This window comes from Nocardioides iriomotensis (assembly GCF_004168035.1).
In the GTDB taxonomy this organism is placed as follows: domain Bacteria; phylum Actinomycetota; class Actinomycetes; order Propionibacteriales; family Nocardioidaceae; genus Nocardioides_B; species Nocardioides_B iriomotensis.
The window spans coordinates 154,889-178,608 of sequence record NZ_SDPU01000032.1 but is presented as its reverse complement, the minus strand read 5'-3'; the positions used below and the strand labels follow the sequence as shown (position 1 = coordinate 178,608).

25 protein-coding genes, 2 tRNA genes and 1 pseudogene are annotated in these 23,720 nt (G+C 71.7%); 10 read left to right on the top strand and 18 right to left on the bottom strand.

Features of this window, described 5'->3' with window-relative positions; translation table 11 throughout:
• The first annotated feature begins 663 nt into the window (after positions 1 to 663).
• Positions 664 to 1,389: a PIG-L deacetylase family protein gene (locus tag ETU37_RS17930; protein ID WP_129988702.1), complete on the top strand. Its 726-nt coding sequence runs from the start codon at positions 664 to 666 to the stop codon at positions 1,387 to 1,389.
• A 95-nt stretch (positions 1,390 to 1,484) separates the two neighbouring features.
• On the opposite strand, the gene ETU37_RS17925 is transcribed toward ETU37_RS17930, so the two are convergent.
• Positions 1,485 to 2,324 (bottom strand): DUF881 domain-containing protein, encoded by an 840-nt coding sequence (locus ETU37_RS17925; protein WP_129988701.1) that lies wholly within the window; start codon positions 2,322 to 2,324, stop codon positions 1,485 to 1,487.
• Positions 2,325 to 2,419: 95 nt separating this feature from the next.
• Between ETU37_RS17925 and ETU37_RS23885 the strand changes: the two are divergent.
• A pseudogene (locus tag ETU37_RS23885) lies at positions 2,420 to 2,653 on the top strand (cell division protein CrgA); the annotation flags it as partial.
• A gap of 60 nt (positions 2,654 to 2,713) precedes the next feature.
• Entirely contained in the window at positions 2,714 to 2,875 is a 162-nt protein-coding gene (locus tag ETU37_RS23880) for a cell division protein CrgA (protein WP_276319695.1), read from the top strand.
• A gap of 205 nt (positions 2,876 to 3,080) precedes the next feature.
• On the opposite strand, the gene ETU37_RS17915 is transcribed toward ETU37_RS23880, so the two are convergent.
• On the bottom strand, positions 3,081 to 3,857 hold the full coding sequence (locus ETU37_RS17915) for a rhomboid family intramembrane serine protease (protein ID WP_338068627.1): 777 nt from the start codon (positions 3,855 to 3,857) through the stop codon (positions 3,081 to 3,083).
• 116 nt (positions 3,858 to 3,973) lie between these two features.
• Complete coding sequence (locus ETU37_RS17910) at positions 3,974 to 4,495, bottom strand: peptidylprolyl isomerase (protein ID WP_240755812.1); 522 nt, start codon at positions 4,493 to 4,495, stop codon at positions 3,974 to 3,976.
• A gap of 148 nt (positions 4,496 to 4,643) precedes the next feature.
• Here ETU37_RS17910 and ETU37_RS17905 point away from each other — a divergent pair, with 148 nt between their 5' ends.
• Positions 4,644 to 5,252, top strand: coding sequence for a hypothetical protein (locus tag ETU37_RS17905; RefSeq protein ID WP_129988698.1), 609 nt, complete (start codon positions 4,644 to 4,646; stop codon positions 5,250 to 5,252).
• A gap of 27 nt (positions 5,253 to 5,279) precedes the next feature.
• Here the strand turns inward: ETU37_RS17905 and ETU37_RS17900 are convergent, their stop codons facing one another.
• Genes ETU37_RS17900 through ETU37_RS17885 form a run of 4 tightly spaced genes read right to left on the bottom strand, consistent with a single transcriptional unit; the run spans position 5,280 to position 8,411 of the window.
• Positions 5,280 to 6,353 (bottom strand): 1-acyl-sn-glycerol-3-phosphate acyltransferase, encoded by a 1,074-nt coding sequence (locus ETU37_RS17900; RefSeq protein WP_240755811.1) that lies wholly within the window; start codon positions 6,351 to 6,353, stop codon positions 5,280 to 5,282.
• The gene (locus tag ETU37_RS17895) at positions 6,350 to 7,177 is read right to left on the bottom strand and encodes a patatin-like phospholipase family protein (RefSeq protein ID WP_129988697.1); all 828 of its coding nucleotides are present in this window, start codon (positions 7,175 to 7,177) and stop codon (positions 6,350 to 6,352) included. Before ETU37_RS17895 ends, ETU37_RS17900 begins: the two co-directional genes overlap by 4 nt.
• Complete coding sequence (locus ETU37_RS17890) at positions 7,174 to 7,611, bottom strand: DUF3817 domain-containing protein (RefSeq protein WP_206054015.1); 438 nt, start codon at positions 7,609 to 7,611, stop codon at positions 7,174 to 7,176. Before ETU37_RS17890 ends, ETU37_RS17895 begins: the two co-directional genes overlap by 4 nt.
• On the bottom strand, positions 7,608 to 8,411 hold the full coding sequence (locus ETU37_RS17885) for an SURF1 family protein (protein ID WP_129988696.1): 804 nt from the start codon (positions 8,409 to 8,411) through the stop codon (positions 7,608 to 7,610). The genes ETU37_RS17890 and ETU37_RS17885 overlap by 4 nt, the downstream gene beginning before the upstream one ends.
• Before the next feature lie 29 nt (positions 8,412 to 8,440).
• On the opposite strand from ETU37_RS17885, the gene ETU37_RS17880 reads away from it, so the two are divergent.
• Complete coding sequence (locus ETU37_RS17880; RefSeq protein ID WP_206054013.1) at positions 8,441 to 9,268, top strand: MBL fold metallo-hydrolase; 828 nt, start codon at positions 8,441 to 8,443, stop codon at positions 9,266 to 9,268.
• Here ETU37_RS17880 and ETU37_RS17875 read toward each other — a convergent pair.
• The 7 genes from ETU37_RS17875 to ETU37_RS17845 are packed head-to-tail and all read right to left on the bottom strand — an operon-like array spanning position 9,194 to position 17,503.
• Positions 9,194 to 9,943: a YoaK family protein gene (locus tag ETU37_RS17875; protein ID WP_129988695.1), complete on the bottom strand. Its 750-nt coding sequence runs from the start codon at positions 9,941 to 9,943 to the stop codon at positions 9,194 to 9,196. The genes ETU37_RS17880 and ETU37_RS17875 overlap by 75 nt on opposite strands.
• A gap of 7 nt (positions 9,944 to 9,950) precedes the next feature.
• Complete coding sequence (locus ETU37_RS17870; protein WP_129988694.1) at positions 9,951 to 10,646, bottom strand: GntR family transcriptional regulator; 696 nt, start codon at positions 10,644 to 10,646, stop codon at positions 9,951 to 9,953.
• 7 nt (positions 10,647 to 10,653) lie between these two features.
• Positions 10,654 to 12,285, bottom strand: a complete 1,632-nt coding sequence (locus ETU37_RS17865) for a dipeptide ABC transporter ATP-binding protein (RefSeq protein ID WP_129988693.1) — start codon at positions 12,283 to 12,285, stop codon at positions 10,654 to 10,656.
• Positions 12,269 to 14,071, bottom strand: a complete 1,803-nt coding sequence (locus ETU37_RS17860; protein ID WP_338068626.1) for a gamma-glutamyltransferase family protein — start codon at positions 14,069 to 14,071, stop codon at positions 12,269 to 12,271. The genes ETU37_RS17865 and ETU37_RS17860 overlap by 17 nt, the downstream gene beginning before the upstream one ends.
• 2 nt (positions 14,072 to 14,073) lie before the next feature.
• The gene (locus tag ETU37_RS17855; protein ID WP_129988692.1) at positions 14,074 to 14,961 is read right to left on the bottom strand and encodes an ABC transporter permease; all 888 of its coding nucleotides are present in this window, start codon (positions 14,959 to 14,961) and stop codon (positions 14,074 to 14,076) included.
• Positions 14,958 to 15,914 carry an ABC transporter permease gene (locus tag ETU37_RS17850; RefSeq protein ID WP_129988691.1) on the bottom strand — a complete coding sequence of 319 codons (957 nt, stop codon included), beginning with the start codon at positions 15,912 to 15,914 and terminating at the stop codon, positions 14,958 to 14,960. Before ETU37_RS17850 ends, ETU37_RS17855 begins: the two co-directional genes overlap by 4 nt.
• On the bottom strand, positions 15,914 to 17,503 hold the full coding sequence (locus tag ETU37_RS17845; RefSeq protein ID WP_240755810.1) for an ABC transporter substrate-binding protein: 1,590 nt from the start codon (positions 17,501 to 17,503) through the stop codon (positions 15,914 to 15,916). The genes ETU37_RS17850 and ETU37_RS17845 overlap by 1 nt, the downstream gene beginning before the upstream one ends.
• Before the next feature lie 565 nt (positions 17,504 to 18,068).
• Between ETU37_RS17845 and ETU37_RS17840 the strand changes: the two genes are divergently transcribed.
• Both ETU37_RS17840 and ETU37_RS17835 read left to right on the top strand, forming a co-directional pair.
• The gene (locus tag ETU37_RS17840) at positions 18,069 to 18,884 is read left to right on the top strand and encodes an MEDS domain-containing protein (RefSeq protein WP_129988690.1); all 816 of its coding nucleotides are present in this window, start codon (positions 18,069 to 18,071) and stop codon (positions 18,882 to 18,884) included.
• A complete protein-coding gene (locus ETU37_RS17835) occupies positions 18,881 to 19,822 on the top strand; it encodes a sensor histidine kinase (RefSeq protein ID WP_129988689.1) in 942 nt (313 codons plus the stop codon). Before ETU37_RS17840 ends, ETU37_RS17835 begins: the two co-directional genes overlap by 4 nt.
• Before the next feature lie 80 nt (positions 19,823 to 19,902).
• Here the strand turns inward: ETU37_RS17835 and ETU37_RS17830 are convergent, their stop codons facing one another.
• The gene (locus ETU37_RS17830; protein WP_129988688.1) at positions 19,903 to 20,526 is read right to left on the bottom strand and encodes a hypothetical protein; all 624 of its coding nucleotides are present in this window, start codon (positions 20,524 to 20,526) and stop codon (positions 19,903 to 19,905) included.
• Between the two features lie 195 nt (positions 20,527 to 20,721).
• Here ETU37_RS17830 and ETU37_RS17825 point away from each other — a divergent pair, with 195 nt between their 5' ends.
• Positions 20,722 to 21,156: an ATP-binding protein gene (locus ETU37_RS17825; RefSeq protein ID WP_165372589.1), complete on the top strand. Its 435-nt coding sequence runs from the start codon at positions 20,722 to 20,724 to the stop codon at positions 21,154 to 21,156.
• 52 nt (positions 21,157 to 21,208) lie between these two features.
• Here ETU37_RS17825 and ETU37_RS17820 read toward each other — a convergent pair.
• Together ETU37_RS17820 and ETU37_RS23720 are read right to left on the bottom strand one after the other, a co-directional pair.
• Positions 21,209 to 21,284: transfer RNA gene (locus ETU37_RS17820), tRNA-Ala, on the bottom strand.
• A 33-nt stretch (positions 21,285 to 21,317) separates the two neighbouring features.
• On the bottom strand, positions 21,318 to 21,446 hold the full coding sequence (locus ETU37_RS23720) for a DLW-39 family protein (RefSeq protein ID WP_240755809.1): 129 nt from the start codon (positions 21,444 to 21,446) through the stop codon (positions 21,318 to 21,320).
• 227 nt (positions 21,447 to 21,673) lie between these two features.
• On the opposite strand from ETU37_RS23720, the gene ETU37_RS17815 reads away from it, so the two are divergent.
• Both ETU37_RS17815 and ETU37_RS23315 read left to right on the top strand, forming a co-directional pair.
• On the top strand, positions 21,674 to 23,305 hold the full coding sequence (locus tag ETU37_RS17815) for a GGDEF domain-containing protein (RefSeq protein WP_129988686.1): 1,632 nt from the start codon (positions 21,674 to 21,676) through the stop codon (positions 23,303 to 23,305).
• Positions 23,306 to 23,349: 44 nt separating this feature from the next.
• Positions 23,350 to 23,520, top strand: a complete 171-nt coding sequence (locus ETU37_RS23315) for a hypothetical protein (protein ID WP_165372588.1) — start codon at positions 23,350 to 23,352, stop codon at positions 23,518 to 23,520.
• 62 nt (positions 23,521 to 23,582) lie between these two features.
• Here the strand turns inward: ETU37_RS23315 and ETU37_RS17810 are convergent.
• Positions 23,583 to 23,656 (bottom strand) — tRNA-Ile (locus ETU37_RS17810).
• Positions 23,657 to 23,720 lie beyond the last annotated feature (64 nt).

The following is a 23,720-nucleotide window of genomic DNA, read 5'->3' as shown; positions in this document are numbered from 1 at the left end:
CAGGAGGGTGCAGGCCGCGAGGGCCGCGAGCGTGATGCGCCCACGGCCCCGGTGCTGGGATTCAGACAAAAGGGGTCCCCTCAATGGTTGAGAAACGCGATTGCCGCTCGTCAGGCGTGACCTGGGTCACCTGGCGGGCGGGCTGGGACAGCCAACACCACATCGCCTGGTTGCGCCGGTATTGGAACGTTTGTCGGCCGTGTCGGGGCAGATTTCCTTGGTTGTTCCGGTTGTGACTTCGGGCGATTGCTCCGACCATCGGGTCACTGTCCTGACGCCAGGGCAACGGCAACCGCTCAGAGGGAGACCGCGGGTCGGGGAGCCTGGGCCTGCTGTCCCTGAGCGACGACGGCACTGCGGTCGTGTACACCTCCACCGATGACAACCTGGCCCTTCCGGCGCGGGACCCAGCGCCGGATGGCGTGTTCGAGGTGTTCGTGCGCGACCGGTCCTCACCGACGCAGAAGAGCCCTGCATCGCGACCACCCTCCGCCACCTCTCACGGTCTCGACGCGACCGACCGATGCTCGCCACTGCCCGCGTGAGCGGCGTCGGTCCTGGCACCTCGCGGAGTTCGGCACGTCAACGCGTTTCGTCGTGGGTGCGACCAGACGAGACACCCATACTGGGCCGGTCTGGGGCCCCGTCAGGAAGGTCGTCCTCGTGAAGTTGCCGAGCCTGCTTGCCGTGTTCGGGCATCCCGATGACGAGTCACTGGCCGCGGGCGGCATCCTGGCTCGACATGCCGCAGCGGGGGCGAGGACTGCCGTGGTCACTGCCACGTGGGCTCCGACCACGCAACGAGTAGCCGAGTTGGCTGATGCGCTACGGATCCTTGGTGCAGGTGAGCCGAGGATGCTCGGATACGCCGACGCGAAGGTCCCGGAGTCTGCCCTGGGCTGCCCCCGCTGGTGCGACGCGCCGCTTGACGAAGCCGTACGTCGGCTGGTCATGCAGATCCGCGAGTTCCGTCCGGAAGCCCTGGTGACCTTCGACGCTTATGGCGGTCTGACCGGCCATCCCGATCATGTGCACACCCATCGCGTGACCATGCTGGCCGCCGAGGCAGCCGGGCTGGACGTGTACCCCGATGCGGGCCATCCGTGGGCGCCGAGCGCCGTGTACTTGACGACCCATCCGCGTTCGTCGGTGAAAGAGATCGAGAAGGTCATCGGTGCCCGAGGTGCCGTGTACGCCACTCCGGACGAGAAGGTCACAGACCGAGTGGACGTTTCGCCTTTGCTGGAACAGAAGGTGGCCGCAATCCTGGCCCACCGCTCGGAAGTCGATCGAGGCGCCCTTCCAGGGCTCGTCGCCCGTTTGTCACCGGCGGCCCGCGAGGAGCTTCTTTCGACCGAGTGGTTCATCCGTCGCCCTCTGCCGTCCTGACTCGCAGACAGCCCTACCGGGCTCATCGGAGAACCTGTAGACGCGGATGCTCGGCGCGCAGCCGCCAATGGGGACACACCCAGTGAGGCAGCCGGTCAGGTCCGGTCGTCGGGAAGGTCCCCGGTGCCCCCGGCCGGCCGGGCGTAGTCGAGCTCGATCGAGCCGCTGTAGCCGGGCAGCTGCAGGTCGGGGTCGACCTGCACGTCCCAGCCGAGCTGGTAGGCCGCGACCGCCTGCAGGTAGAAGCCGATGTAGGGGCTCTGGTTGACGCTGCTGAGCATCTCGGAGGTCGGCCCGACCGCCCGGATGACGTACGGCGGGGCGTAGGGCACGTCGTGCAGGACGACGGTGTTGCCGACGCAGCGGATGCCGGTCGTGGACACCACGCGCTGGTCCTGGATCGTCATCGCCGTGGCGCCGCCGGCCCAGAGCGCGTTGACCACGGCCTGGATGTCCTGCTGGTGCACGACGAGGTTGTTGACGTTGTCGGTGACGCTGTCGGCGACCGCGTCCGGGGCGTCGTCGAGCGTGATCGTCACGCCGGCACCGCGGGCGGGGTCGAGCCCGGCCGGCCGCTGGGCGGCGCGGGCCTCGCGCTGGGCCTCGCGGGCGCCGATCGAGTCGGACAGCCCGTCGGTGAGCCCGTCGACCTCGGCGGCGAGCTTCTCCTGCTGGGCGCGCAGCCCCTCGAGCTGGCGGGCCTCCGCCGCGGCGAGGCCCGGCAGGTCGTCGTACCGGCCGGCGCGCAGGTCCTGCCCGCCCGCGCTCACCCAGCTGGTCACGAACAGCGCGCCCGCGACCACGAAGACCAGGGGCGCCGCACCCCGCCACCACGAGGACCCGCCGCCGCGCAGCCGGCCCCCGGAGGCCACCACCGCACGGATGCGGGCGCGCCAGCCGGCCCGGTGCGGAGTCGGGCCGGTGTGGTCGGGCACGACGGAGCGCCTTTCGTGCGCGGGAACGGTCACGACTACGCTAGCCCAGGCAGCCAGCCCGCCAGGGCGGTCGCACCACTCCCAAGCACCGTCGTACGACTAGGAGCACCCGCGTGTCGCAGCGCCCCGCCCGCAACAAGCCCGCCGAGGTCGACACCCAGGACGGCATCTCCGTCGTCCGGACGGTCGTGGCCGCGCTGCTGGTCGCCGTGGGGGTGGCGTGGATGGTCGTCTACCTCAACGTCGCCCAGGACGGCGAGCAGCTGACCTGGATGGGCGACCTGATGCGCTGGAACTTCCTGATCGGGTTCGTGCTGATCTTCCTGGGCCTCGCGCTCGCCGCCAACCCGGCGACGCCGCTGGGCCGCGGCCGCGGCGTGGTGGTCGGGATGCTCGGGTGCTTCCTGATCGGCCTGGTCTGGATCGTCGTCTACTACATGACCGGCAACGACCTCGCGATCCCGCTGATGAGCAGCCTCGGCCAGTACAACCTGGTCGTCGGGATCGGCTTCATGGCCGTCGGGTTCGTGTACGCCACCCGCTGGGAGTGAGCCGCCGGGCCCTGACGGTCCGCCGCAGCCACGTTGTCACCAGGGTGTGGACGCGTCTGTGCACACGAATGACAACCGTGTGATTCATCCACAGGGGTTGTGCACAGTGTGGATATGTGGGGCGACGCACGGTTGATACCCCCGAGGGTGCGCGACGAAACCGCTCGGGCCCTCCGGCGGCGGGCGTAGCGGGGCTACGTCGACTTCAGGCCAGGACGACGGTGCGGCCGGCGAACGCGGCCAGGAGCACCACCAGCAGCCCGGCCGACGCGAGGGTCTGGACGAGCGAGCGGTGCTCGCGGGGCGCGTAGACGAACGCCGCCGCCAGCGCGAGGCCGCCGAGGAAGCCGCCGAGGTGGCCCTGCCAGGAGATGAACGACCGGAACACCGCGGTGATCAGGAAGTTGAGGCCGATCCACATCAGGATCTGCTGGACCTGGCCGTGTGCCTTGAAGGCGACGACGAGCAGCGCAGCCATCAGCCCGAACAGCGCACCGGAGGCGCCGATGGTCGGGGTGTTGACGCCGCTGAACCAGTAGACCATCGCGCTGCCGCTCAGCCCGGACAGCAGGTAGATCGCCAGGAACCGCACCCGGCCCATCACGGCCTCGAGCTGCGGCCCGAGGACGTAGAGCGCGAGCATGTTGAACGCGATGTGCCAGATCTCGAGGTGGGTGAACATCGACGTGACGGGCTGCCACCACGCGCCGGTGGCGACGCCGTCGAAGAACTGCGGCTGGCCACCGATGACGGCGAAGCCGCGCGAGGGGAGCAGCGCGAGGTGGTACAGCCACGGGCTGCTGCTCCCGCCGGTGACCTGGATGAGCAGGAACACCAGCAGGTTGACGCCGATCAGGACGTACGACGTCAGTGCCGGGTTGGTGGACCGCTGCCCGCCGTACGCCGCGCGCCCGGAGCGTGTCGACCGGGCGCCCTCGGAGACGCAGGTCGGGCACTGGAAGCCGACCGCGGCCGAGCGCATGCAGTCCGGGCAGATCGGCCGGTCGCACCGCTGGCAGCGGATGTGCGCCTCGCGGTCGGTGTGGCGGTAGCAGACCGGGGCGCGCTCGGGGGCGGCCCCGGTCTGCTCGGGCGTGCTCAGCGGCGCTCCACCTGGACGTTCTCGATGACGACGGGCTCGACCGGGCGGTCGCCGGGGCCGGTCTTGGCGCCGCCGATGGCGTCGACGACGCGCTGGCTGTCGGCGTCCTCGACCTCACCGAAGATGGTGTGGCGGTTGTTCAGCCAGTCGGTCGGCACGGTGGTGATGAAGAACTGCGAGCCGTTGGTGCCCGGGCCGGCGTTGGCCATCGCGAGGAGGTACGGGCGGTCGAACTGCAGCTCCGGGTGGAACTCGTCCTTGAACGTGTAGCCGGGACCGCCGGTGCCGGTGCCGAGCGGGCAGCCGCCCTGGATCATGAAGTTCGGGATGATCCGGTGGAAGCCGAGCCCGTCGTAGAACCTGCCGGTCGTGCGCTCGCCCGACTCGGGGTCGACGTACTCCTGGGTGCCCTCGGCCAGGCCGACGAAGTTCTCGACGGTCTTGGGGGCGTGGTTGGGGAACAGGTGCACCACGATGTCGCCGTGGTTGGTCTTCAGGGTCGCGTAAGTCTCGGTCACGGCCCGATCCTCCCACGCCGCGGCAAGACGGCCGCACGGTGCATGGACGCGAGGGTTTGATGCCTGTCCGCTCACCGGGCATGATCGGCAGCACCACGGGAACAGTGTGGGCGACAGCCAACGCGTGAACGAGAGGGGCCACCCCGCCATGCCGAAGAAGTCCAAGACACTCCTTGACCACGCGAACGACTTGGCGACCGACATCGTCGACAAGATCGGGCCCCAGGTCGAGCACGCCGTGGAGACGGCGAAGGACAAGGCGGGCCCGGTGATTGCCGAAGCGCGCGAGAAGGCCGCGCCGGCCGTCCACGACGCCCGGGACCGGATCAACACCGAGGTCATCCCGGCCATCGCCGCCGCGATCGCGGCCGCCAACGAGGCGACCGAGGAGGTCCGCGGCGAGGCCGGCAAGCGCGGCAAGGCTGCCGTGGCCGCGCTCAAGGGCGAGGTCGAGGCGCCCAAGGAGACGCACCGCTTCCGCAACTTCCTCGTCATCCTCGGCCTCGGCGGCGCCATCGCGTTCGTCGCGAAGAAGCTCTCCGACCGGCCGTCGTCGACGACCTGGGAGTCCAACTACACGCCGGCCCCGGCGCCGACCCCGCCCGCGTCCGCGGCCGGTGCGCACCGGGCCGAGGGCGAGGGCGACGACCAGGGCGGTTCCTCGCCCGACGTCGCCAAGGCGGACGCGGCCGCCGAGCCGCACGAGGCCACGACGCCGGACAACCCGGCCGAGACGATCGACGTCAAGAACAACTGACCCCGGCGACCCAGGTCGCTCCCCGCTTCACCGCCGCCCGGCGTCCCGCCTCCGTCCGTACGACCGGGGCAGGTCGACCGGGCGGTGCTCGTCGATCCAGTCGTCGATCCGCTCCCACCACGAGAACAGCCAGTCGATCCGCTCCTCGCGGCCGGCGGGGATCTCCGCGCGCGGCACCCGCCACCAGCGCATGATGAGCTGCTTGTCCATCGGGATCTCGCGCCAGATGTCGGCGACGGTCTGCATGTGGTCGAGCCCGGTGTGCGCGACCAGCACCACGTCGGCGTCGGGTGCGGCGTCGAGCGCGGCGAGCAGGCCGCCGGGCCGGGGCGCGAGGACGTTCTCCATCCGCTCGGCCCGCGCCGCCATCGCCTCCAGCCCGAGCCGGCGCAGCTTGTCGATCGCACGCTGCCGCCGCTGCGGGGTGAAGTTGCCGCCCTCCGGGAAGATCACGAACGCGTCGTTGTGATCGAGGTTGCGGGCCAGCTCCCCGACCTGCTGCTCCAGGGTCTCGCCGGGCGACCCTCCCTCCGACTTGCCGGGTGACACGAACCGGCTCGGGAGCCGGTTGAGGATCACGTCGATGGCCGGGTCCCACTGCAGGGTGTCCTTGAGGACCACGCGCGGCTCGCGGCCGTACCAGTGCATCAGCGCGTACATCAGCGTGAACGAGTCGCCCGGACCGGCGTGCCGGCAGCAGACCAGCAGCGGCTCGCCCGGGTAGGCGTCCGGCGCCGGTCCCTCGGTGACGATCTTCAGCCGCAGCACGCGGCGGGCCTCGCGGTAGAACACCACGAGGTAGGTCTGGACGAGGTCGTAGTGGATCCGCTCGAAGAACGGCCGGCGGATGAGCAGCCCGAACCCGGAGGCGATCCAGAGCCCGAAGAGCTCGACCAGCAGGATGCTCTCGAGCACCAGGTGGAGCATCGCGATCGACATCAGCCGCAGCGGCCTCAGCCGGCCCGGCACGATCGGCGACAGCACGATCGCGAGGAGCAGCCACAGCGGCATCACGGTCAGCAGCACCACCGTGAGCACGATGACCAGTGGCCCCAGCACGACGCGGCGGAACAGCCCGGCCGCGGTCACCCGGGGCCTCACAGGCTGTGCTCCAGGTAGGTGACGGAGGCGCGGTACGCCGCGTCGATCCGTCGTACGACGCCGCGGAAGTCGCGGTACGACAGCAGGTTGTCGTCCTTGGGCCCGGCGCCGCCGGTCGGCAGCACGTGCGCGGTCACGTGCTCCGGCAGCGCGGCCATCTCGCGGTTGAAGCGGTGCCGGCGGGCGATCTCGAACGACACCCGGGCGACGTCCCACGGCTTGCGCGGTGCGGTCAGCGGCCGGTCGACCCGCCCGACCTGCAGCACGAAGACCCGGTCGGCGCCCTGCTCGACGGCCCGGCCGACGGGGATGGAGTTCACGATCCCGCCGTCGAGGTAGTGCTCGCCGTCGACGACGGCCGGGCGCAGCAGCCCGGGCACGGCCGCGCTGGCGACCACCGCGTCGACGACGCGACCGGTGGTGAACCAGTGCTCGGCGGCCCGCTCGATCGAGGCGGCGCAGACCTGGAGCTCGATCGCGAGGTCGGCGAACGTGCGGTCCCCAAGCTCCGCGTGCAGCCGCTCGCGCAGCGGCCGGGCCGAGTGCAGGTGGGTGCCGGTGCGCACGGCGCGGGTCACCTGCCGGACGGCGCCGTCTCCCCAGACCTCGCGGTTCTCGACGGCGCTCTGCCACAGCCCGACGAGCCGGTCGATCACGCCGTCGCCGGGGTCGGCGGCGACGAGGGCTCCGTTGAGCGCCCCGACGGACGTGCCGAGCACCAGGTCGGGCCGGACCCCGGCCTCGAACAGCGCCCGCAGCATCCCGACCTCGACCGCGCCGAGCAGCCCTCCACCGCCGAGGACGAACGCGGTCCGGCCGGTCATCGCGCGGTCGGGACGTCCCGGGCGGTCGAGGTGTCGTCCCGGCCGGTCGAGCGTGTCGAGACCTCGGCGAGCTGCGCCCGGACCTGCCGGGTGGCACGGCGCTCGGCCCAGAAGCTGACCAGCGGGATGGTGCCGCAGGCGAGCGTGACGACCGTGAACGGCACCGACCAGCGCGCCTTGCGCGAGAGCAGGAACGCGGTGACCAGGAAGATCATGTAGAGCCAGCCGTGGGCGATGCCGAGGTACGTCGTGATCGCCTCGCCGAGCTGGTGGGCGCCGCTGCCCTCGGGCCAGACCGCCGGCGTGCTGGGGAAGACGTGCCACATGGACGTGCCGTCGAAGTTGGCGAGCGGGACACCGATGAGGATCAGCACGACGAGCAGGACACCGACGACGGTGGCCATCACCCGGTAGCGGAGCAGGGCAGCCTTCACGGGGCCGACGCTATCTCAGGGGTCGGCGCGGGCTCGTCGGCGTCGTCCTCTTCTGTGGCCGCCGCCACCCGCTCGAGCTCGTCGCGGGCCCAGCGCCACCAGAGGAACACGGCGAAGCCGGCGAACACCCACCACTCGCCGGCGTAGAACAGGTTGCGCAGGGAAGTGAACGAGTCGGGCTTCGGCAGCGCGGCCGGGGTCACCGGCTCGAGCCCGGGCACGGGCTCGTCGGTGATGACGTAGCCGCCGTAGAGGTCGGTGTCGACGTGCTGCACCGCGCTCGCGATCCGCAGCTCGGGGAGCTGCGCGTCGGTCGGGTCGCGATCGGGCAGGCCCTCGCCCTCGCCGGGCTGCAGCCAACCGGTCAGGTCGACCTGCCCGGAGGGTGCGGTCGGGGCGTCGGACCCGTCGGGGAGGAAGCCGCGCACGACGAGGATCGCGGGCGCGCTCGCACAGTCGGCTCCGGCCCCACAGACCGCCACGGGGGTGACCAGCCACCGGCCGGGCCGCCCGTCGAGCGCCTTGTCCAGCACCTCGACCGTGCTGTCGGGGAGCCAGCGACCCGTCAGCTCGACGGGCTGCCCGACCTTGTCGCCCGGGTAGGGGTCGTCCGGGCCGAGGACGCTGTCGAGCGCCACCGCCGGCGCGTCCGCCAGGTCGCGGGCGGCCAGCGCGCGGCCCGCCTGCCACGCGTCGTACTGCCAGATCCCGAGGAGCACGGCGACCGTCACCGCCGCGACGCCGAGCGCGTGCAGCGCGAGCATGCGCGGCGACGTCAGCGTCCGGACGGGGGAGGGCACACGTCGAGCGTACGTGTCACGATGCGGGCGTGAGCTCCTCGGTCTCCCGCGTGCACCACCTCGACTGCGCCTCGTTCCGACCCCCGCTCGGCAGGCTTCGGGTGATGCCCGAGCGGATGGTCGCGCACTGCCTGCTGGTCGAACGGCCCGACGGTCTGGTCCTCGTCGACACCGGGTTCGGCACCGGCGACCTGGCCGACCCCAAACGGCTCGGCCCGACCCGCGCGGTGCTCGGGGCGGCGCTCGACCCGGCGGAGCCGGCGGTGGCCCAGGTCGAGGGTCTCGGGTTCTCCGCCGCCGACGTGACCGACGTGGTGCTCACGCACCTCGACCTCGACCACGCCGGCGGGCTCTCGGACTTCCCCGACGCCCGCGTGCACGTCATGCGCGACGAGCTCGACGCGGCCCGCGCCCGCCGGAGCCCGAAGGAGAAGGGCCGGTACGTCGAGCAGCAGTGGGCGCACGGGCCGCGCTGGACCGAGCACGGCAGCGGCGGCGAGGCCTGGCACGGCTTCACCGCGATCCCGGTGGTCGGCGACGACGTGCTGATGCTGCCGCTGCGCGGTCACACCCGCGGTCACTCCGCGGTCGCCGTGCGCCGGCCGGGCGACGACGGCTGGCTGCTTCACGCGGGCGACGCTTTCTTCTTCCACGGCGAGGTGGAGCGGCCGCCGTCGTGCCCCAGCGGGCTCCGGGTGTTCCAGACCCTGGTGCAGATGGACAAGACCGCCCGGCTGGCGAACCAGGAGCGGCTGCGCGACCTCGTCGCGCGCAGCGAGACGTCAGGACCGGACGGCGTCACGGTCTTCTGCGCCCACGACGCCGTCATGTTCGACCGGCTGGCGGCGGCGCAGTAGCACCCGGGTCAGCGTCACCAGCCCGACGACGAGCAGCAGCACCGCCGGGACCGCGACCGCGAGCGCGATGCTCGTCGCCGTCAGCAGGAAGGCACCGGCGACGGCGCCGCCCATCATCGTGACGACGGCACCGGCGCGTCGCAGGGTCGCCGCGTGACCGGCGGTGTTGCCGGACCAGACGGCCTCGGCGAACAGGCCGGCCAGGGTCGAGGTGACCACGACGGTCGACACGTCGCCGACGGCCACGCGCCGGGCCGCGACCGCCTGCGCGCCCATCGCCCAGCCGAGCGCGCCGGTCAGCAGGTCGAGGCCGATCTCCCCGAGGTCACCGGTGTGCAGGACGACCGCGCTCGTGCCGACCACGACCGCGGCGACGATCAGCACCGTGGCCGCGACGCCGTCGGAGTTCGGCCAGGCCTTGCGTCCGCGCTGGAGCAGGCCTGCGGTGGTGGCGCCGACGACGAACCCGACGAGAGCGAGGGTCGCGCGGAGCAGCGGCACGTCGTCGGCGTTCGCCAGGCCGAGGCCGACGAAGACCACGTTGCCGGTCATGTTGGCCGTGAACACCTGGTGCAGGCCGAGGTAGGTGGCAGCGTCGAGCATCCCGGTGCCGAAGGACAGCACCAGCATGAGGGACGTGGACAGACCGTCGGCGCGGTCGGACCGGTGGTTCAAGCAGGACTCACTTTCCAGGGATCGACGTGGCGTCGGGGGTGTGCCGCTTCAGGTAGCCGTCCAGGGAGTTCTGGACGTGCCGCTTCATCAGCCGGCCGGCCGCGGCGACCTTGCCGGCCTGGACGGCGGCGGCGATCTCGGCGTGCTCGTCCCAGGAGTGCTCGCCGCGGACCTGGACGTCCATGCCGTAGAGCCACTCGATCTTGGCGGCGATCTGCCGGAACAGCGCGAGCAGCGACGCGTTGCCGCTGAACTCCGCCAGCGCCAGGTGGAACTCCGTGTTGAGCGGCGGCAGGTCGGAGCGGTCCGGGTCGCCGAGACCGCCGAGACCGGCCTCGACAAGCGTGTCGAGCCGGCTCCCGAACTCGTGCACCTCCGGGTCGTCCCGCTCCGCCCGGAACCGTTCCGCGCACCGCCGTACCGTCAGCTCCTCGATGGTGGTGCGCACGGTGAACAGGTCGACCGCCTCGGACCGGTCGATGTGTGCGACGCGCACGCCGGCGTAGGCAACGCTGGTGACGAAGCCCTCCGCCTCGAGCTGCTTGAGCGCCTCGCGCACCGGCACCCGGGAGACGCCGTAGGCCTCGCAGAGCGTCGGCTCCTTGAGCCGGGACCCGGCCGGGTAGGTGCCCGCGACGATCTCGGCACGCAGCGAGCGCAGCACCTCGTCGGCGCGTCGGCCCCCGTGACCGCTCGCGTTCACGGCGCGCTCACGTGAAGACGTCCGCGCCGGGGATGGCGGCGAGGAGCTCCCGGGTGTAGTCGGAGCCGGGCCGTTCGAAGACGTCGTCGACGGTGCCGGCCTCGACGACCTTGCCCTGCTGCATGACCAGCACGTCGTGGGCGACGAGACGGACGACGGCCAGGTCGTGGGTGATGAAGAGGTAGGACAGGCCGAGGTCGCGCTGCAGGTCGCCGAGCAGGGTCAGGATCTGGTCCTGAACCAGCACGTCGAGCGCCGACACCGCCTCGTCGCACACGACGAGCCGCGGGTCGAGGGCGAGCGCTCGCGCGATCGCGACGCGCTGGCGCTGCCCGCCGGACAGCTCGTTGGGGTGCCGCTGCGCCAGGTCACGCGGGAGGGCGACGTGGTCGAGCAGCTCGGCGACCCGGGCCCGGCGGCTGCGTCGGTCGCCGACGTCGAAGACGCGCAGCGGCTCGTCGACGATGTGCTCGACGGTGAACATCGGGTTGAGCGACGCGTAGGGGTCCTGGAACACCGGCTGCATCGCCCGACGGATCGCGCGGCGCTGCGCACCCTTGGCGGTGGCGACGTGCTCGCCGGCTACACGGACCTCGCCGGACGTCGGTGTCTCGAGACCGAGCACCATCCGCGCGACCGTCGTCTTGCCCGAGCCGGACTCCCCGACGACGGCCGTCGTGGTGCCCGCCCGCACGGCGAACGAGACGTCGTCGACCGCGGTGAGGCGCTCGCGCCGGCCACGGACGGAGTACTCCTTGGTGAGGTGCTCGGCGACGAGGATCGGCTCCAATCCCTTGTCCTGCTGGGGATCCTCGTCGCTGGTCGCAACCGCGCCGGTGCGGGTGGCGGTGGACACCGAGGGCGCCGCGGCGACCAGCCGCCGGGTGTACTCGTGCTGCGGGTCGCGCAGCAGCTCGTGGGCCGGACCGTCCTCGACGATCCTCCCGTGCTGCATCACCACGACCCGGTCCGCGCGGTCCGCGGCGAGCCCGAGGTCGTGGGTGACCAGCAGCATCGACGTACCGCGGCGGCTGCGCAGCGTCTCGAGGTGGTCGAGGATCCGGCGCTGCACCGTGACGTCGAGGGCGGAGGTCGGCTCGTCGGCGACCAGCAGGTCGGGCTCGCAGGCGAGGGCGATCGCGATCAGGACCCGCTGGCGCATGCCGCCGGAGAACTCGTGGGGGTACTGCTTGCTGCGCTTGTCGGCGTCGGGGATCCCGGCCTCGCCCATCAGCTCGACCGCGCGCTTCCTGGCCTCGCGGCCGGAGGCGACCCCGTGCGCGACCAGGGTCTCGGCGATCTGCTTGCCCACCCGCGTGGCGGGGTTGAGGTTCGACATCGGGTCCTGCGGGACCAGCCCGACCTGGCGCCCACGCAGGCGGCGCATCCGCTTGTCGTCGGCGTGGGTGACGTCGTCGCCGCGGTACTCGATGCGTCCTCGCGTGACCGCGCCGCCCGCGGGCAGCAGGTCGATGACCGCGGCGGCGGTCGTGGACTTGCCCGAGCCGGACTCGCCGACGAGCGCGACGCGCTCGCCCTCGGCGACGGTGAGGTCGATGCCGTGCAGCACGGGGGTCCCGTGGTAGCTGACCTCGAGGTCGGTGATCCTCAGCAGCGGTGTGCTAGCGGCCGACGGCATAGCCCTGCGCTCCTCTCGGGTTGGCGGCGGCCTCCAGGAGGCCGGTGTCGGGGTCGCGGGTGACGGCGGAGAGCCGGCCGAGCGACCAGTCGCCGCTGCGGGTGACGACGTGGCCGCGCTGCTCGAGGGCGGATATCACCTCGTCGCCGAGGCGGTCCTCGACGACGGCGCCGCCCGGGGTCCACGTGCGCGGCCAGAACGAGCTCGGCATCGAGGTGGTGTGCAGCGCCGGCGCGTCGATCGCCTGCTGCGGGGTGTACCCGCCGACCAGCACGCGCAGCAGGTAGAGCAGCTGCCACTGCTCCTGCTGGTCGCCGCCCGGGGTCCCGAGCGCGCACCACGGCCGTCCGTCCTTCAGCAGCAGGGTCGGGGTGAGCGTCGTGCGCGGCCGGCGGCCGGGGCGCAGGGCCGAGGGCGAGCGCTCGTCGAGCCAGGTCATCTGCAGCCGGCTGCCGAGGCAGAAGCCGAGCTCGGGGATGGTCGGCGACGACTGTAGCCAGCCGCCGGACGGGGTGGCCGACACGAAGTTGCCCCACCGGTCCACGACGTCGATGTGGCAGGTGTCGCCGCGCGTCGCCCCTGCGACGCTGACCGTGGGCTCGCCGGCGGCGGCGCCGGCCTCGGGCCCGAGGTACTCGGTGATCAGGGGTGGGCGGTACGCCGGGGCTCCGCCGACGTCGCCGGGCCGGAACTCGTGCGAGGCCTCCGGCCCGATCAGCGCACGCCGTGCCGCGGCGTACTCCTCGGAGAGCAGCACGTCGAGCGCGACGTCCGCGTCGCCGTAGTGGGCGTCCCGGTCGGCGAGCGCGAGCTTGAGCGCCTCGAGCACGCGGTGCGCACCGTCGGCGGTGGACGGGTCGATCTCGTGCGGCTCGAAGCCGGCCAGGATCGCCAGCGTCTGCAGGAGCGCGGGGCCCTGCCCCCACGGGCCGATCTTGCAGACGGTGACGCCGTGGAAGTCGAGCGTGACGGGCTCCTCGTACGACGCGCTCCACCCCGCCATGTCGGCGCGCGTGATGACGCCGGCGTGGTCGCCGCCGTCGGCGTGCCGGTGCGGGGTGCGCACGAACTCCTCGACCGCCTCGGCGACGAAGCCGGTGCCCCAGGCGCTGCGGGCGGCGTCGATGCGGCCGGCCCGGTCGGCGGCGCCCGACGCCTCCTTCACCAGCCGGCGCAGGGTGGCGGCGTACGCCGGAAGCCGCAGCACGGCGCCGTCCTCGGGCACCGAGTCGCCGGGCAGCCAGAGCTCGGCGGAGCTGGGCCAGTGCTCGCGGAACAGGGCGGCCATCTGCGCGATCGTGTGCGCGACCCGCGGCGAGATCTGGTGCCCCTCCTCGGCGTACTCGATCGCGAAGGCCAGGACGTCGGCCAGCTCCCAGGTGCCGTGGTCGCGGAGCAGCAGCAGCCAGGCGTCCACCGAGCCGGGGACGGCGGCGGCCAGCGCGCCGGCGCCGGGCACCAGGTCGAGGCCCTCGCCGCGGTAGTGCTCGATGGTCGCTCCGGCCGGGGCGACGCCCTGCCCGACGAGCACCTTCGGGCGTGGGTCGTCGGCGGTGGCGATGAGGCCGGTCATGTCGCCGCCCGGTCCGTTGAGGTGCGGCTCCACGACGTGCAGCACGAACGCGCCGGCGACCGCGGCGTCGAAGGCGTTGCCGCCGCGTTCGAGCACGGCCTGCGCCGACGAGCTCGCCAGCCAGTGCGTCGAGGCGGACATTCCGAACCGGCCGCGCAGCGTGGGCCGCGTGGTGTGCTGCGGGGGAGGGACGAAGGCCGTCCGACGGTTCACGGTCACCGCTTCCTGGTCGTGGGGTCGAGGGCGTCGCGGAGCGCGTCGCCGAAGAGGTTGAAGCCGAGGCAGATCACCGCGATCGCGAGGCCGGGGAAGACGGCCGCGGTGGGCGCACGGAAGATGTACTGCTGCGCGTCGGACAGCATGATCCCGAGGCTCGGCGTGGGCGGCTGGATGCCGAGGCCGAGGAAGGACAGCAGGGCCTCGCCGATGACCGCGACCGGCATGATCACAGTCGCCTGCACGATCACCGCCGACAGCGCGTTGGGCAGGATGTGCTGGCCGAGGATCCGGCCGCCACCGGCGTCGAGGCTGCGCGCCGCCAGGACGAACTCGAGCTCCTTGTGCCGCAGCGTCTCCGCCCGCACGACGCGCACCATCGTCGGCACCTGGGCGATGCCGAGCGCGACGGCGGCGTTGCCGACGCTGGGTCCGTTGATGGCCGCGAGCCCGACGGCGATGATCAGGAACGGGAACGCCAGGGTCAGGTCGGTCAGCCGGGAGACGATCACGTCCACCCATCCGACGTACCCGGCGAGGAGGCCGAGCGGGGTGCCGACCACGACCGCGAGCAGCACGGCGAGCGCCCCGACCAGCAGGGAGACGCGGGTGCCGTAGACGATCCGCGACAGGATGTCGCGGCCCAGGTCGTCGGTGCCCAGCGGGAAGCCGACGGTGAAGGCGCGCTGGAACGGGGTGTCGAAGTGGACCTGCTCCGGGGAGTACGGCGCGAGCAGGGGCGCGAGCACCGCGGTGAGCACGACGGCGAGCAGCAGCAGTCCGCCGACGACGCCGAGCGGGTTGCGCGCGATCTGGCGCAGCACCTGGCCGCGCTGGCCGCCCAGGTCGATCTCGGCGGTCTGGGTGACGGGGGTCGCTTCGCTCATCGGGTGCTCCCTCCGACCCGGATCCGGGGGTTGATCAGTGAGTAGAGGAGGTCGATCGCCAGGTTGATGACGATGTAGGCGAACGTCGTGATGATCACGACCGCCTGGATCACCGGGTAGTCGCGGGTGAACACGCTGTCGAGCGTGAGCTTGCCGAAGCCCGGCAGGCCGAAGATCCGCTCGGTGACGACCGCACCGGAGACGAGACCGCCGAGCTGCAGGCCGATGATCGTGACGACGACGATCAGGGAGTTGCGCAGCGCGAACCGGGTCAGCACGTGCCGGTTGCGCAGTCCCTTGGCCCGGGCGGTGCGGACGTAGTCGGCCGAGAGGGTGTCGAGCATCGACGACCGGGTCTGCCGCATCACGACGGCCGCGAGCGCGGTGCCGAGCACGACGGCCGGGAGGGTCAGGTAGTAGAGCCCGCGCAGGGGCTCCTCGCTCACGGCGACGTACCCGGAGGCGGGGAACCAGCGCAGCCCGACCGCGAGGTAGAGGATCGCCAGGATGCCGAGCCAGAAGCTGGGCACCGACAGGCCGACCAGGGTGAACCCGTTGGCGAACCACTCGGGCCAGCGGCCGCGGTGCACGGCCGCCGCGACGCCGGCGCCGATGCCGACGACGATCGCGATGGTGACGGCGTACAGGCTGAGCCAGAGCGTGACCGGCAGCGTCGTCGCGATCAGGTCGGTGACCGGCACGCCGGTCGCGATGGAGGTGCCGAGGTCGCCCTGGAGGAGGTTCTTCACGAAGGCGCCGTACTGCGCGACGAGCGGCTGGTCGAGCCCGAGGTCGGCGCGCACGGCGGCGAGGGTGGCGGGGTCGGCCTCCTCGCCTGCGAGGGCGAGCGCGGGGTCGCCGGGCAGGGCCCGCACGCCGACGAAGACGACGACCGAGGCGAGGAAGAGCGTCGCCAGCGACTGCCAGAGCCGGTTGAGCAGGTAGGTGGCCATCAGTCCTGGTCCCCTTCCACGAAGCCGGCGCGGCTGAGCCGGACGACGCCGTCGGCGAAGGTGCTCACACCGGTGAGGTCGTCGGAGTAGGCGGTGAGGTTGCGCTGGCGGTAGAGATAGATGAGCGGGTCGTCCTTCTGCACCTGGGTGACGACCTCGCCGTACGTCCTCGCGCGCTGGTCCATGTCGACCTGCTCGGCCGCCTCGGTCAGGAGGTCGTCGACCTCCTCGTTGCTGTAGCCGGAGTAGTTGGAGGACTGGCCGGTGGCGAGGAAGGCGTACATGTTGCCGTGCGGGTCGATGCGCCCGGACCAGCCGAGCTGGAGCACCTGGAAGTCACCGTTGCTCTGGTTGTCGAGCAGCGTGGTGTACTCCACCGGCTCGATCTCGACGTCGAAACCGCCCGCGGAGACGCTGCCCTGGATCGCCTGCGCGAGCCGCAGCGTGTCCGGAGTGTTGGTGACCTTCATGGTCAGCTTCACCGGCGTGTGCACCCCGGCCCGCTCGAGCAGCGCGCGGGACTTCTTCGGATCGTACGGCGGGCAGGCGTTGCTCGCCTCGGTGGCGAACTCGGTGTCCGGCGAGATCGGCGAGCACGCCGGCTCGAACCAGTTGCTGAACACGGAGTTCACCAGGGCCTCGCGGTCCAGCGACAGCTCGAACGCCTGGCGCAGCCGCGGGTCTCCGGCCATCGGTGAGTCCACCTTCCCCGGTGGTTCGCCGACGCCGTCGGTGTTGCCGACGTTGAAGGTGATCGCCTGGTAGCCGAGCGAGCCGGTCTGCAGCAGCCCGATCCCGGGCTCGCGGCGCAGGGTGTCGATCGTCGTCGGCGACACCGAGTCGACCACCTGCACGTCGCCTGACTGCAGGTTGGCGGCCCGAATGTTGGCGTCGGTCATGATCCGGTAGGTGATCGTGTCGAGGTGGACCTCGTCCGCGGCGTAGTAGCGCGGGTCCTTCTCCACCACGATCGACGTCGCCGGCACCCGCTCGACGAACTTGAACGGTCCCACGCAGACCGGGTTGTTGCCGAAGTCGTCGCCGAGGTCGTCGAGCGCCTTCGGGCTCATGATCATCCCGGCGCGGTCGGCGAGGCTGGCGGTGATCGGGGAGAACGGCGTCTCGTAGTGCAGCTCGACGGTGCTGTCGTCGACCGCCTCGATGTCCTCGATCGGGCCCATCTCGGCGGCCCGGGCCGAGTCCTCCTGGGTGAGGTGTCGCTCCAGGCTGCGCCGTACCGCCTCAGCGTCGAAGGGCGTGCCGTCGGCGAACTCGACGCCGTCGCGCAGCGGGATCCGCACGGTGCGACCCTGGTCCTCGATCTCCGGCAGGTCGGTCGCCAGCTGCGGCACGATCGAGCCCTCGGCGTCGATGTCGTAGAGCTTCTCGCAGATCGAGCTCATGACGTAGCGCGTGTAGAGGGACGACGACGTCGTCGGGTCGAGCACGTCGGGGTCGGCCGAGAGGCCCATCACCAGGTCACCTCCCTCGCGGACCTGGTCGCCTTCCGCGCTGACCGTCGTGACGTCCTCACGGTCGGGCGACGCCGCGCGCGGCTGCACCGGGTAGCACGCGCCGAGCAGCAGCATCCCCGCCACGACAAGTGGAAGGAGTGCGGTCCTGACGGCTCTGGGTGGGTGTGTCGACGGCATCCGAGACTGCCTGGTCGTCACGGTTCATCTCCTTGCGGGAGGCGGCTCCGTACTCGTCATTTCGTATACGATCTTTGTGACATCACTGTTGCACCGGTCTTGCGGGCACGTCAACGCCTGCTCCCAGCCGGTCGGTGAGCGGTTCGAGGCGGTACAGGGAACTGACCGTTGGACACCGCAAGTGATTCGCCTAACCTGGGCGGCAAGGCCACTCCTGCGCCGCCGACGCGCACCCCGCCGACCCCAGGAGCGTCGTCCCCGACGAACGTTCGGTCGAGTCCACGGCCGCGAATCCCAGCTATCCGAAACGGATGCCCACACCCCTGAGCCGGGTCCTGGCCACCCCAACACCGGCATGGACCCGAACCGCGCCCCCGCTCCCGGTGCCCCCACATGTCCGTGAGCGGGGGCGTGCCGTGCCTCCCGAAACGGCGGCGGCTGCTGTCCAGACAGCGTGCGGATCGGACGGAGCCGGCGGTCGGAAGCGGCGTAGATTTCCTTCGTGGATCCCGTCGGGTGGCGACCGGGTTGGGACGGTCATCTCCTCCTCGTTTACGAAGGTGAGCCGCAGCGACGTCTCGGGGTGGCGGCGTGGGTCCGGCGCGGCCTGGACGTCGGCGCGAAGATCTTCTACGTCGAGCGTGAGGACGTGTCGCTCGCCCGATCGCTGGCAGCGCTGCTCCTGGACCAGCCGGACGCCGTCGACGCGATGGCCAGCGGCCAGATCGAGGTCGTCCCGGCCGACCAAGGAGTCCACGATCTCGCGTGGCAGGAACGTGCCATCGAGGAGGCGCTGCACCGGTACCCCTCCGTCCGCTGGTCGGCGGACGCGACGGCCACCTGGGGCGTGATGCCACAAGGCCGACAGGCCGAGATCGAGCGGGCGACGGACGAGGTGTGCAGGTCGCGGCCGGTGTCCGTGATGTGCCAGTACCCGGCTCGCGAGTCCCTGGACCGGATCGGCTCCGTCAGCACGGCCCACGGTGCCGGGATGCGGGAGGAGCTGCTCCAGACGGCACCGCTCGAGGAGGCCGGCCTCGCCGTGTCGGGCGAGCTCGACATCTCCAACCGGGACATCCTTCGCTCGGTGCTGCTGGCCGCAACGACCGGGACGCCGTGCCCGCTCTTCGTCCTGGACCTGAGCGGGCTCTACTTCGTCGACATCGGCGGGATCCGCACGCTGGTGGGCGGGACGGAGCCTTATCGCCGGCGCGGCGGCCAGGTCCGGTTGCGGGGCGCACAGCCGCAGGTGGACCGTCTCTTGCAGCTGTTCGGCGTCGGACACGAACCAGGACTCTTGATGGAGGCGCCCGGATGACACCCCTGGCCGGCGCGCACCCCGACTACAGCCACGGTCTCCTGCTGCACTCCACCGACGACGGGCTGGTCGAGGGCACCCAGGCGTTCGTTGCCGAGGGGCTCGAGTCCGGCGGTCAGGTGCTGGTCCACGGCACCCGGGACCGGGTCGCATTGATGCGCCGGGCGCTCGGAGACGCGCCACGGCTCGAGTACGGGTTCGACGAGGAGCTCTACCTGGAGCCTTCGAGGACACTGTTCAGCTACCAGCGGCGGTTGGCAGAGCTACCGGAGACGACGGAGCTCTGGGTGACCGGCACGGTTCCACTGGGCCGGGACCACGCGGCGCAGGGCGCCTGGAACCGCTACGAGTCCAGCGTCGACGAAGCCCTCGCCGCCTACCCGTTCCGCGCGTTGTGCACCTACGACACCAGGACGACGCCGGCCCCCGTGATCGAGGCCGTCCGGGCCACGCACGCCTCGTTCGGCGCCGGCCCGACCAGCCGCCCCAACGGGGAGTACGTCGACCCCGCGGCGTTCCTGGCCAGCCCGCTCGCCCGGGTTCCGACCCTGCCGACCTGGCGACCGTCCGCGACGGCGACGATCGACGACCTGAACGACCTGACGCCGGCTCGCCACCTGCTCCTGGCCGCTGCGCGCGATGCCAGCGCCGTGTCCTCCGACACGGTCGAGCAGTTCCTCATGGCGGTGCACGAGGTCGCTGCGAACGGCCTCGTCCACGGTGCCCCTCCCGTGTCCGTGACGCTGTGGGCGGACGTGGCGTTGCTGACCTGTCGGGTCGAGGACTGCGGACCGGGAGACCTGGACCCGCTGACCGGCCTGCGTCATCCCGGGGAGCGTCAGCCGATGGGGCTGTGGGTGGCGCGGCAGCTGGTCGACGACCTGTTCATCACCAACGGCCCGTCCGGTGGCTGCAGCATCGTCCTGACCGCGATGTAGAGGGAGTGGAGCCACAGGGACTCGAACCCCTCACCCCTGCGTGCCCATCGGCTGACGTGAGCGTCGCGAACGATCGCGCCTCAACCTCTTGCGAGGAGGGTCCTGATGATGGCGATGAGCTCGGCACGGTCAGCCGCTGCCTCGTCGCGGTCCTCACCGCTGAGGATCCGGTCCACGGCGGCCAGCCCCCGATCCCATCGCGCACGGTCCGGCTCACGTCCCGCGACCTCGGCGGCCGCGTCGCGGCGTTCGGCCGCTCTGTCTCGTGCTTCGGCGCGCACGTCGCGCTGGTCCGCGCGTTCGAGCAGCATCCTGATGGACGCCTCCACGACCTCGACGAGGTCGGGGCCGACCACCCGCAGGAGGTCGTCGCGATCCTGGTGGTCGAGCGCTCGCTCTCGCCGGTTCGCCTCGCGCTCGCGCCGGTTGGCGGCATGCTCGCGTTCGTCTGCCTCAGGCTCGTCGGCAAGGCCGCCGCCGTTCGCCCGATCTTCCGCCGCTTCGTCGCGCAGCTGCCCGGCCTCGACCCGGCGCCGATCGGCCGCATCTCGCTCCTCGAACGCCCGCTGCCATCGGTCCAGCTGCACGGCGTCGATGCCGGATCCGCCGTCCGGTACGAGCGGCTCCCGTTCGTCCGCGATCCGGTCTCGTTCGTCCGCGATCTGGTCTCGTTCGTCGGCGATCCGGTCTCGTTCTTCGGTCATGGAAGCCTCCCCTCGCGGGAGTGGAGCCCTTCTCTGCCTCGACAGTCGCAGGAGCCCTGGTAGTGACATCGGGATCCTAGTGCGCTTCCGGGAGTCCCCACAGATTCCGGCTCTGATTAGCAGGCTTGTGGGTGGGTACTGGAGGGGCGGAGAGTTTCCTCGAAGGTCCGTCTGCCGGGGCAGATGGCTGGAGGCATGGTGCGCGAGAGGATCGAGCTGGGGGTGGGGCTCGATGGTCCTGCCCGCGCCCGCCGGTGGATCGAGGGCGTCTGCGCGACCTGCGACGTGGGCGACCTCAGTGACAACGCCTCGCTGTTGGTCAGCGAGCTCGTGACCAACGCGGTGCTGCACGCACGCACCGGCTGCGTTGTCATGGCCGAGATCGACGGCGACACCTTGCGCGTGGACGTGATCGACGGGGCCGGTGACACCACCGCCGTGGCGCCGGGCGTCGAACGGCTCGGCGCGGACGGTGGGCGAGGGCTGGTCATCGTGGACGTCTTGTCCACCGACTGGGGTGTTGCGGAGCACGCTGAGGGAAAGTCAGTCTGGTTCAGTCTCCGCGCGGAGGTCCCGTCCGGACACTCAAACGCCCCGGCGACGCCGACCTTGCGCCTCGTGCGGTCCTGACGGTCCTCGCCGTGACTCGGGCGACCCTGGCGAGGCGCCGGCGACTGACCTGTGGTGGAGCCAAGGGGACTCGAACCCCTAACCCCCTGCTTGCAAAGCAGGTGCGCTACCAATTGCGCCATGGCCCCCGAGTGCCCCGCGTGCGCGGGACGGGGTGTGGATCAGGACTGCTTGGTGACGCTGTCGGTCGCCTCGGCCCAGAGCGCCTGCTCCTGCTGGCCGGCCTTGAGCTTCCGGTTGGCGAGCACCGCACCTGCGGCGGCGAGCGCGATGAACAGCAGCTTCTTCACGGTGGAACCTCTCGTCCTCGACAACGTCCTGACCCCGTCGGACCGAGGGTGAAGCCTAGCAACCAGGGTGGGCTAGACCGGACGCGGAGTCGTCAAGGACTCGCGGGAAGTGACCACGCGCGCGAGCCGCGTCACCCTATCCTCGAACTCCTGACTCGCACCATCGGGGACCCGGCAGCCGCCGTCTGACGACCCCGCCTTGCACCGGCCGACGGGGAGGAACGCCGATGCGTACCTGGTTCTGCGCTGCCCTGGCCGGGGTCCTGGGCCTCCTGTTCGTCGGATCGCTGCGCCTGCCCGGCCTGGGCGACGAGGCGATCACCCTGATCAGCAACCTCGGCCAGCTCGCCGCTGTCACCGCCGCGAGCGTCCTGTGCTGGGTCGCTTCCCGCAGCGACGACCGGCACCCGCGTGCCTGGCGCTGGCTGTCCCTGGGCGTCGGCGCCTGGGCGGCCGGCCAGGTGGTGTGGACCTGCTACGAGGTGACCGGCACCGAGGTCCCGTTCCCCTCGCTGTCGGACGTCGGCTTCCTGATCTTCCCGATCGCCTCGGGCGTCGGGCTGCTGCTGTGGCTCGGCAGCCAGAGCACCCTCGCGGCCCGCGCCCGCGACGTGCTCGACGGCGCGATCATCGCGCTGTCGCTGCTCGTGCTCTCGTGGGTCACCAGCCTGGGCTCGGTCGTCGCCGAGGGCGGCAGCGACTGGCTGTCGACCGGCCTCTCGATGGCCTACCCGATCGGGGACGTCATCCTCGGCACGCTCGTCCTCCTCGCCGTCGCCCGCGGCCGCCGTGAGGAGCGCGACGTTCTCGTCGTGCTCGCGCTCGGCCTCGGCGCGCTGGCCCTCGCGGACAGTGCCTACCTCTACCTGGTGTCGATCGGCTCCTACACGTCGGCCGACGTGGTGAGCAGTGGCTGGGTGTTCGGCTTCCTGCTCGTCGGAGCGGCCGCGCTCGGGCAGCACGGCATCGCCCGCCGCGGGAGTACGGCGTACGCCGACGAGCACGACCAGTCGCTCGTCGCGGCCGCCCTGCCGTACCTGCCGTTCGGCGCCGCCGGCATCGCCGTGGCGCTCGACCTGGTCCGCACACCCGAGGACCCGTTGGTCGACGTGCTTCTCGCCGCGAGCCTCGTGGTCTTCGTGCTGGCGCGGCAGTTCCTCGCGATGGCCGAGAACCGGCGACTCTTCGTCGAGCTCGGTCGCGCGCACGACCTGCTCGAGCACCAGGCGCTGCACGACCACCTGACCGGACTGCCGAACCGCGCGCTGTTCACCGACCGTCTCGACCACGCGCTGCAGCGGCCGACCGCCGAGCTGGGTCTGCTGTTCTGCGACCTCGACGACTTCAAGCAGGTCAACGACGTGCACGGCCACGACGCCGGAGACCTGCTGCTGCAGCTGGTCGCCGAGCGGCTGCTCGGCTGCGTCCGCGGCGAGGACACGGTGGCCCGACTCGGTGGCGACGAGTTCGCGATGCTGCTCGACAACCCCAACGACGCCGAGCGGATCGCCACCCGGGTGGTGGAGCAGATGCGCCGCCCGTTCTTCCTCGGCGGCCACGAGGTCAAGGTGACGATGAGCGTGGGGGTGACCCAGCACTGGGCCACCCCGCCGCCGACGTCCCAGCCGCGCAACCGCGCCGAGGACCGGCTCGCCGTACCCGTGCTGCTCACGCCGCCCGACGACTCGGTCGGCTCCGAGAGGGGCGCCGTCGCGCACTGGCTGCTGCGCACCGCCGACCAGGCGATGTACACCGCGAAGACGTCCGGCAAGGCCCGCGCCGTGCTCTCCGGCTCACCGACTGTGCCGGGTGCCGCCGTGCCGCGCGAGGGCGAGGCGGTCGAGGAGACACCGGTCTGATCAACCGGCGACCGGGTCGGGTCGTTCGTGTAAGTTGCTGGACCATGCCTACCGACGACGATCTCGATCCCGGCGCGCCCACGGAGATGTTCCAGGCCTTCGTCGACCGCGCGGAGGAGCGCGACGGGGAGACCGCACGCTCCTGGGTCGCCCCGCTGCTCGTGGTGGTCGCGCTGCTGGTCGCCGCCGGCCTGGCCTGGCTGCTGCTCGGCTGAGGCGCCGAGCCCGGAACGACGAACCCCCGCGGACGACGCGCGTCAGCGGGGGTTCGGATCGGTGGGCCTAAGAGGACTTGAACCTCTGACCTCTTCCTTATCAGGGAAGCGCTCTAACCGTCTGAGCTATAGGCCCGCATGCAGCGCGCGACGTGCCGCGGATGAGGATCTCGCGGGTCGGTCGCGCCGACGGGAGAGAT

Coding starts and splice junctions, on each gene's coding strand:
- ETU37_RS23880 (WP_276319695.1), top strand. CDS start 2,714: ATGCTCGGGTGCTTCCTGATCGGCCTGGTCTGGATCGTCGTCTACTAC.
- ETU37_RS17915 (WP_338068627.1), bottom strand. CDS start 3,857: ATGCGCTCGGCCGCGGTCGGCTTCCAGTGCCCGACCTGCGTCTCCGAG.
- ETU37_RS17905 (WP_129988698.1), top strand. CDS start 4,644: ATGCCGAAGAAGTCCAAGACACTCCTTGACCACGCGAACGACTTGGCG.
- ETU37_RS17895 (WP_129988697.1), bottom strand. CDS start 7,177: ATGACCGGCCGGACCGCGTTCGTCCTCGGCGGTGGAGGGCTGCTCGGC.
- ETU37_RS17865 (WP_129988693.1), bottom strand. CDS start 12,285: ATGCCGTCGGCCGCTAGCACACCGCTGCTGAGGATCACCGACCTCGAG.
- ETU37_RS17855 (WP_129988692.1), bottom strand. CDS start 14,961: ATGAGCGAAGCGACCCCCGTCACCCAGACCGCCGAGATCGACCTGGGC.
- ETU37_RS17850 (WP_129988691.1), bottom strand. CDS start 15,914: ATGGCCACCTACCTGCTCAACCGGCTCTGGCAGTCGCTGGCGACGCTC.
- ETU37_RS17845 (WP_240755810.1), bottom strand. CDS start 17,503: ATGCTGCTGCTCGGCGCGTGCTACCCGGTGCAGCCGCGCGCGGCGTCG.
- ETU37_RS17835 (WP_129988689.1), top strand. CDS start 18,881: ATGACACCCCTGGCCGGCGCGCACCCCGACTACAGCCACGGTCTCCTG.
- ETU37_RS17830 (WP_129988688.1), bottom strand. CDS start 20,526: ATGACCGAAGAACGAGACCGGATCGCCGACGAACGAGACCAGATCGCG.
- ETU37_RS17825 (WP_165372589.1), top strand. CDS start 20,722: ATGGTGCGCGAGAGGATCGAGCTGGGGGTGGGGCTCGATGGTCCTGCC.
- ETU37_RS17815 (WP_129988686.1), top strand. CDS start 21,674: ATGCGTACCTGGTTCTGCGCTGCCCTGGCCGGGGTCCTGGGCCTCCTG.
- ETU37_RS23315 (WP_165372588.1), top strand. CDS start 23,350: ATGCCTACCGACGACGATCTCGATCCCGGCGCGCCCACGGAGATGTTC.